Annotated in this window: 5 protein-coding genes; 4 read left to right on the forward strand and 1 reads right to left on the reverse strand. The window is 64.9% G+C overall.

Annotated features, from left to right (window positions below; genetic code table 11):
- Window positions 1-99 precede the first annotated feature (99 nt).
- The 4 genes from KEG57_RS48435 to KEG57_RS48450 all read left to right on the forward strand — a co-directional run bounded on the left by KEG57_RS48435 (window position 100) and on the right by KEG57_RS48450 (window position 7,493).
- Complete coding sequence (locus tag KEG57_RS48435) at window positions 100-2,592, forward strand: serine/threonine-protein kinase (RefSeq protein ID WP_272428051.1); 2,493 nt, start codon at window positions 100-102, stop codon at window positions 2,590-2,592.
- Window positions 2,593-2,626: 34 nt separating this feature from the next.
- The gene (locus KEG57_RS48440; RefSeq protein WP_272428052.1) at window positions 2,627-3,358 is read left to right on the forward strand and encodes a LysM peptidoglycan-binding domain-containing protein; all 732 of its coding nucleotides are present in this window, start codon (window positions 2,627-2,629) and stop codon (window positions 3,356-3,358) included.
- A gap of 4 nt (window positions 3,359-3,362) precedes the next feature.
- Window positions 3,363-4,109, forward strand: a complete 747-nt coding sequence (locus KEG57_RS48445; RefSeq protein ID WP_272428053.1) for a hypothetical protein — start codon at window positions 3,363-3,365, stop codon at window positions 4,107-4,109.
- Between the two features lie 141 nt (window positions 4,110-4,250).
- The gene (locus tag KEG57_RS48450) at window positions 4,251-7,493 is read left to right on the forward strand and encodes a DNA methyltransferase (protein WP_272428054.1); all 3,243 of its coding nucleotides are present in this window, start codon (window positions 4,251-4,253) and stop codon (window positions 7,491-7,493) included.
- A 19-nt stretch (window positions 7,494-7,512) separates the two neighbouring features.
- Here the strand turns inward: KEG57_RS48450 and KEG57_RS48455 are convergent, their stop codons facing one another.
- Window positions 7,513-7,767: a hypothetical protein gene (locus KEG57_RS48455; RefSeq protein ID WP_272428055.1), complete on the reverse strand. Its 255-nt coding sequence runs from the start codon at window positions 7,765-7,767 to the stop codon at window positions 7,513-7,515.
- Window positions 7,768-8,060 lie beyond the last annotated feature (293 nt).

Here is an 8,060-nt window from a genome sequence, read left to right on the forward strand (position 1 = left end):
CCGTACCCCCCTCAGGAACCGCCATCGGACGCCCGGTTTTGTGAATGCATCGAAATTTTGGCCACCTCGTCACCTTGCTGCAAGGCTTGTGGCGCGAGCATGAGCACGGCCATTGGCGAGGACACCAGCCCGCCCACCATCAAGCTCCCGACGGATGACATGAATGGCATCCAGCCGGTCGACCTCCGTCCTGGCAAAACGTTTGCCGGTCGGTTCGAACTGATCTTCAAGCTGGGCGAGGGAGCCTTCGGGCAGGTCTGGAAGGCGATAAATACGAAGCTTCACCTGAAGGTTGCGATCAAGATCCCGAGGACAAGGGCAGCGGATGATCTCGAGCGATTCCGCCGGGAAGCGCAGGCGCTCTGCCTGATCGACAGCGAGTACGTCCTCCGGTGCTTCGAGTATGGCGACGAGCTGGTTCCCTTCCTGGTGATGGAGCTCCTGACGGGGGAGAGCCTCGCGAAGCGGCTCGAGCGCGAGGGGCCCATGCCGATACCGACGGTGAAGTCGATCTGCAGACAGCTATGCAAAGGGCTGCAGGCGACCCACGCGGCGGGCGTCATTCACCGTGACCTGAAGCCGGGGAACATTTACTGCATCGAGGGCAAGGTCAAGATCGTCGATTTCGGGTTGATGAAGCTCGTCGAGCCGATGGTGGAGCCCGGAACCGAGATCATCGTCAGCGACCACGACGAGCTGACCCAAGAGAACATGGCGATGGGCACGGTCAGCTACATGAGCCCGGAGCAATGGCGCCATTCCAACCGCGTCGATTTCAGGAGTGATCTCTGGTCCCTCGCGGCTGTCCTCTACCGCCTCCTCACGGGGAAGTTGCCGTTCGCAGGACCGGCGCACGTCGATGTCGCACGGCTCGTTCTGCTCTCCTCCGATGGTCCGCCGCCCATCTCCCACCTTCCGGGCGAGGTGAACGCATTCTTTCGGATAGCGTTTCAGCGAGACCCGAGCATGCGGTTTCAGTCGGCTGCCGAGTTTGGCGCCGCCTTCGACGCTCTCCCGGATGGTTCGCGTGTTTCGCCGCCAGCACCGGCGCGGCCCGTTTCCAAGCGGCGTATCTGGACCGGCGGAGTGGCGGCATCCCTCGTCATCGCCGGAATCTTCGTCACCGCCAGCGCACGCCCGAACGTCATCGCGCCGATGTGCGATCCACGAAAGGGTGACTGCGATGGGTCCATGCTCAACGGATGCGAGACGGATCTCACGCGCGTCGAGAGTTGCGGCGCTTGTGGGGTAAGATGCGTCAACGAGCACGGCTCGACGAGCTGCGTCGGTGCGTTTTGTGCGCCCGTATGCGCGGCGGGCTTCGCCGATTGCGACGGGGAACCGGCGAACGGTTGCGAGGCCGATCTCGGGGCTCCCGGAAGCTGCGGGAAGTGCGGCAACGCATGCACGAACGAGCACGGCAGCATCGCGTGCGTTGCTGGCCAGTGTGTATCCCTGTGCCAGCCAGGCTTCATGGATTGTGACGGTAATTCCGTCAACGGTTGCGAGACGGACGTCGTATCCAGCGCCGCTCATTGCGGCACCTGTGGACGCGGGTGCAAAGCAATCGTGGGCGACAGCGCGACGTGCCAGGAGGGGATCTGCAAGGCTGCCTGCGAACCCGGGCGTCACGATTGCAACGGCGATCCCGCCGATGGATGCGAAGTCGACGCGCAGGCGAAGCCGGAGGCCTTCGAAGGCGGGCGGTGCAAGCCGATCGTCCTCGGGACGTACGAGCCTGGCGCGCTCAGTGTCGCCGTGGACGACGACGTGGACGGCCTCGTGGCATGGACGGTTCCCAGACAGGGCAAGGCCTGGCGCATGCGAAAAGGCGGAGGCACCGCGGCGCCGATGTCCGTGGGCGGCGCGCCGACACGCATCGCGTTCGACATCGGCCGCTGGTATTGGACGGACACGTCATCCAAGAGCTTGCTCACGATAGACTCCGTCACAGCCACGCGAAAATCGCTGGTGCAATGGCTCCATCCCGAGCAGCAGATCGCGGGGCTTGCGTCCTCGGAAGGTGGCGCCTTTTTCCTCTTCCAGAACGCGACCACCGGGAAGGGAACACTTTTCAGCGCGCGGAAAGAGCTCGGGAAAAAACCGCTCCTCGAGTACGACAGTGCCGACCCGAACCCCTTCAGCTTCGCCACCGGGCGTCGGGGCGTTTACTTCGCGCGAACGGAGAATGGCGGCAGCATCTGGGGCTGGTCCTTCAAGGAGCGGGGCGAACCCTGGCTCGTCGCCGAGAACCAGGAGAAGCCGTTTGCCGTGGCCGTCGACCCTCGCGAGGAGGTCGTGGTCTGGTCGCGTGAAACGAATGGGTCTGGCACCATATCGATCGCGCGACGTGACAGCCCGAGCGAGGTCCTTGCGGCGAACGAGCCAGGGCCACGCTGCGTCGCCGTCGACGAGGCGTGGGTGTACTGGACGAACGACGGCGGAATGGTCAAGAAGGCACGCATCGATGGCGAGCGGGAGCCCGTGCTGCTCGCATCCGCGCAGCAGCGTCCGATGGGCATCGCGGTCGACGCGACCCGCGTGTACTGGGTGAACGAGGCGTCGGGCGAAGTCGTGTCGGTTGCCAAATGAGCAACATGGGAGGTTTGGGAGACCAATGATTCGAATGAGGATCTTTCGGCGCGCCTTGATGGTCGCCATGCTCGTCGCCGGCACCTGGAGCGCCGCGAGCGCAGGCCAGACGAACGAGATCGTGTACGAGATCACCGATTCCGACACGCTCTACGTGGTGGCAACACGATATTACGGGGATCCGGCGGCTTTCAAGCTGATTTTCAAGAGAAATGAGGCCATTCTGCGCGACGCGTACGGTAAGTATGCGCGTGACGCGAGCAAGCGTGGCGAGCCGCCCAAGCCATTCGGTACGGGCACGATCTGGCCGAAGACCAAGATCGTGCTGCCCCAGGAGCTCTCCACGTCGGCGGGAGTCCTGTACGAGAGGCGGAGTTCGCCCCTCAAGCGTGAAGTCGCGGAGAAGATCGCGCGCAAGAAGCGGGTGAACCTGGACGACCTGGAGGAGATCGCAATCGACATGCGCCCTCGCGGGATCAAACCTCCCCAGACAACCGCACCGCTCACGGGCTACGCCCAGGTATCCTCCGCGAGCAGCGCGGTGTCGAGGGAGACACCTCCGAAGTGGTACGAGCACCCGGAGAATGAATTGCATCGCTGCGCCGTCGCGGTGTGCGGCAAGTTCCAGTCGCTTTGTTATTATGAATGCCTCGCGGTCGCGAAGAGGTTCCTCGACGGAGGCGCGTCCTGCAGCCATATCCCGGCGACCTTGCCGTACGACCAGCCTGAGGCCTCGGCGCGTGATTGCAGCGGGATGCTGGAGTAGGGTCATGAAAAACGAGACGATGGGCCGGACACTTCAAAGAGGCTTTGGGCTCGCCGTGGTCCTCGGGATGTTGGTGGCGGCCCCCGCACCCGCTGCCGAACCGGACTCGTCGACGGTCGCCTCGGCGAACGCCAAGACGTCCCAACCGGGAGCGGCAGAATCCAAGCCAAGGCATGCCGTGATGGACGGGGATATTGTCCCGGATTGCAATGGCGGGTCGACGCAGACCCCCTACTGGCTGACCAGGATTCTTTTCCATGGTGCGTTCTGCGTCCACGCGCCGAGGAACGCACCGCTTCAGGTCGATTACGGCACGACCCTCGTGGGGTACGAGGATCAGCAGACTGGCAAGCTCAGCGAGCATCAGGCGTACTACTCGCTCTCACAGATCGTCGTTCCGCCCGGTCAACGCCGCGTGCTTTGGGCGGTATGCGGAGGGGCCGGGATGTCGCTGCCGGACGGCACCCGGGTCGTTCCGACCGTCCGGATGGACGGTGGGAGAGTGGTGAAGATTGGCTCGTTGATCCGTGGTCTGGAGGCCGAAGAGACCGAATACAATAGCTTGTTTGCTGTTCTCCGGGCAACGAAGGAGCAGGTGATCAAGGATTTCATGGGGCCGCGCCTCGACAACATCCGGGAGAGCATCGATACCCAGACGGGGCCGCTCCGAGCTGCGCTTCTCCAGGAAAACAATACAAGCCTTCGGGGGGCAGGCTTTCATGTGGCCCCGACCTGGAGCGAGGATCAGTGACGGGGGCAGGCGGCCAGGCATAACGAGGGCGGGTCGCCATCTGGGCCTGGGACCCATCCCCGCGAAGCTCTTTCCCGGACATCCCTTCGCGGTGTAACGTCCTGTTCCTCTCGCCGGGTCCTCGCGGCCGTTCCGACCTCGATGCACGCCCCTTCACCCAAGCGCAATGCCGACGTCACCACCGATCTCTCCCGCCAGGTTTTTGAAGCCCTCGAAGTCCTGCTCGCCGGCTTCTCGGCCGCCGAGGAGCGCGACGGCACGCATGCCCTCCGCGCCGCCCTCGAGCGCGACGACGACCACCTCTATGCCGGCCTGCTCACGCTCCTGCTCCGGCTCGTCTTTTTGCTTTATTGCGAGGAGTGGGGCCTCCTCCCCATGGAAAACCCCCTCTTCGCCGAGAACTACAGCCTCCTCCGCCTCTTCGGGGCGCTCCAGTCCGACCACGGAAAATACCCCGACACGATACACCGCCGCTTCGGGGCGTATCCGCGCCTCGTCGCCCTCTTCCGTGGTGTCTTCCTCGGCGTCACCCATCGCGACCTCCGCATCCCGCCCCGCCGCGGCCAGCTCTTCGATCCGAACGTTTATCCATTCCTCGAAGGCTTTCGCCCCGAGGGCAGCGCGGCCCTGTCGCTCCCGAGCGTCGACGACGGCACGGTGTATTCGGTCCTCGAAAAGCTCCTCTACCTCGGGGGCCAGCGCCTCTCGTACAAGGCACTCGACGTCGAGCAGATTGGCAGCGTCTACGAGGCGCTGATGGGCTTCTCCGTGCGCCGCATCGAGAGCGGCGCCGTCCGCATCAAGCTCGACCGCAAAAAAGGCATGGCGCGCGTCTGGGTCGAGGCCGGGCCGCTGCTCGCCGTCCCCGCGAATCAGCGCGAGCGCTGGCTCCAGGACGAGCTCGCCTTCGACAAGGCCGTCGCCGCGAAGATCGCCGAGGCCGTCAAGTCCACGAAGACGGCGGACCAGGCGCTCGCGGCGCTCGAACCATTGAGCGGCCGCACGCCCGAGCGCGCGAGTGTGGGCACGCTCGTGATCCAGCCAGGTCCCGAGCGTCGGCGCACGAGCAGCCACTACACCCCACGCGAACTGACCGAGCCGATCGTGGCGCGGACGCTCGCGCCCTTGATCAAGGCCATGGGCGAAGCTCCGAGCTCGGAGGCGCTCCTGAACCTCGTCATTTGTGATCCGGCCGTGGGATCGGGCGCGTTTCTGGTGGCGGCGTGCCGGTACCTCGCGGATCGGGTGGTCGCGGCGTGGACGCGGGAGGGGGCGCCGGAGAAGGTGGCGAGCGCGCACGAGGACGTGGTGAACCACGCGCGGCGGCTCGTGGCGCAGCGGTGCCTATACGGGGTCGACAAGAATACGTACGCGGTGCAGCTCGCGCGGCTCTCGCTCTGGCTCGTGACGATGGCGCGGAACGAGCCATTCACCTTTGTGGACCATGCGATCCGGCACGGGGATTCGCTGGTGGGATTGAGCTTCGACCAGGTCCGGGCATTTCACTGGAAACCGAGGGCGCAGGTGGAGCACTCCGCGGGATTGCTCGTGGAGGCGCTGGAGGAGGCGAGCGGGATTCGGAAGCGGATCCTGGACCTCGCGATCGAGGGGACGTACGAGGCGCAGCGGGAGAAGGAGCGGTTGCTCTTCGACGCGGAGGATGCGCTCGGGCGGGTGCGGCTGATCGCGGACCTCGTGGTGGGGGCGTTTTTTTCGCAGAAAAACGACAAGGAGCGGGACAAGGAGCGGGACCTTCGGCTGGGCCGGGTCACGGCGTGGCTCGCCGCGGAGAAGCGGGGGGATGTTTCCGGTGCGGAGGAGATCCTCGCGGAGTTGCGGACGATGCAGGCGGAGGTGCGGCAGACGCAGGTGCCGTTCCACTGGATGATCGAGTTTCCGGAGGTGTTCGGGCCGGGGAGGCCGGATCCGCTGGAGGGGAATCGCGTCACGGGGACGGCTTGGGTGGATGCGTTCGTGGGAAATCCGCCGTTCAAGGGGGGAAGCGGGATTTCGTCGGAGTTCGGCGAGGGGTATCGAGATTGGCTGCTCGCGTCGCACGAAGGGGCGCACGGCAACTCGGATATCGTGGCGCACTTCTTTCGTCGCGCAGCGAGTCACATCGGCGCGAATGGGGTGATGGGGTTCATCACGACCAATACCATCGGTCAGGGGGATACGCGATCCACGGGGCTACGATATCTCCTCGCGAACGGTTTTGCCGTTTGCTCGGCGGATGTCGATTGGGTTTGGCCTGGGGATGCCGCTGTCGTGGTGAGTGTCGTTCACCTCGGCGTTGGACGCGGGCGGACGGAACATGCGATGCTCAACGGACGTCGCGTCGTCGCCGTCAACTCTCGACTTCGCCCGGCGCCGGAGCGACCCGATCCTGTCGTATTGTCCAGCAACGCCTCCATGAGTTTTCTCGGGAGCAAGACGTACGGACAGGGATTCTTGCTGACCCCAGAAGAGCGTGACGCGTTGGTCACACGCGACCGCAGAAACGCCGAGCGCATCTTCCCGTATCTCGGGGGCGAAGAGGTCAACACCCGTCCAACGCAATCCTTCGATCGATTCGTGATCAACTTCGGTCAAATGACCCTGGAGGAGGCGGAGACGTGGCCGGACCTCATCGAGATCGTGCGCCAGAAGGTGAAGCCGGAGCGCGATAAGAACAACCGCGACGTGCGCCGTATCCACTGGTGGAGATTTGGAGAGGTCGCCCCTGCCCTGTATGCCGCGATCGCCCCGCTCTCGCGGTGTCTTGCCACGGCACGCGTCAGCAAGCACATGATGCTCGCATTCCAGCCGACGAGCCGCGTATTCAGCGAGCAGCTCTGCGTGTTCCCCATCGATTGTTTTGCGGCGTTCGCGACGCTTCAATCCCGCATCCACGAACCCTGGGCCCGTCTCCTCTCCTCCTCGATGAAGACGGACCTCCGCTACTCCGCCTCCGACTGCTTCGAGACCTTCCCCTTCCCTGCCCCCGACCCCCGCACCGTCTTCCCTTCCCTCGAATCCATCGGCGAACGACTCTACGAGACCCGCGCCCGCTTCATGGTCGACACGAGCCAGGGCCTGACAAAAAACTACAATGCCCTGAAGGATCCCTCCTGCGAGGATCCCCGCATCCTCGAGCTCCGCGCCCTCCACGAGGAAATGGACCAGTTGGTCCTCGCCGCCTACGGCTGGAGCGACCTCCCCGTCCCCCCGTATTGCGCCCTCTCAGACGAGGACCGGGCCGCGCAACAAAGGTTCGAGGACGAGGTCATCGATAAGCTCTTCGTGCTCAATGCAGAGCGCGCCGAGCAGGAGAAGAAGGGCGGAAAGCCCGAGGGAGGCGGCCGGGGGAAACGAGCACGCTGCACGCGCTCTCGCACCTCTTGATGTTGTCGAGGCGGTGCCGCTACGGGTCGTGGTTCGTCCACCAGAGCGATTGATGTTCGCCGCCCTCGGAGTTCGGCTTCAAACGAGGCACGTCCTCGGTGTGCCGGAGCCCCACGTAGACGACGATCGCGCCCACGACAGGCAGCAGCCAGATCATCGCGCTCTGCGCGATCTTCTGCCCACGCGTGTAGAGGTCGCTCCTCCACAGCCGGACGGTGATCCCGAGCTGGACCAGCATCACAACCACTGCGAGCGTCACGAGCGCGATTCCCACGGTGCGTCCGAGGGTAGCACCCGCCTCGACGCCGGTCCCGTCCAACCTCGCGCGCCCGCCTTTGGGGGGCGCTGCGCTGGGGCGTTGCCCCAGGCCCCACCAGGGGCTGTCCGCCCCTGGACCCGGACCAGCGCAAGCGCTGGACCCGGGGTCGATGAACTGCGCGATGCGCAGTTCATCGAACAGGCCAGGTCAAGACCAACGACGACCCTGCCCATCAAGACAGCCGCGCTGCCGACTGGCAACGCCGTCCTTGGTCTTGCCACCGGCCTGTTGGAAGAACTGCGCATCGC

It is taken from the genome of Polyangium jinanense (assembly GCF_028435365.1).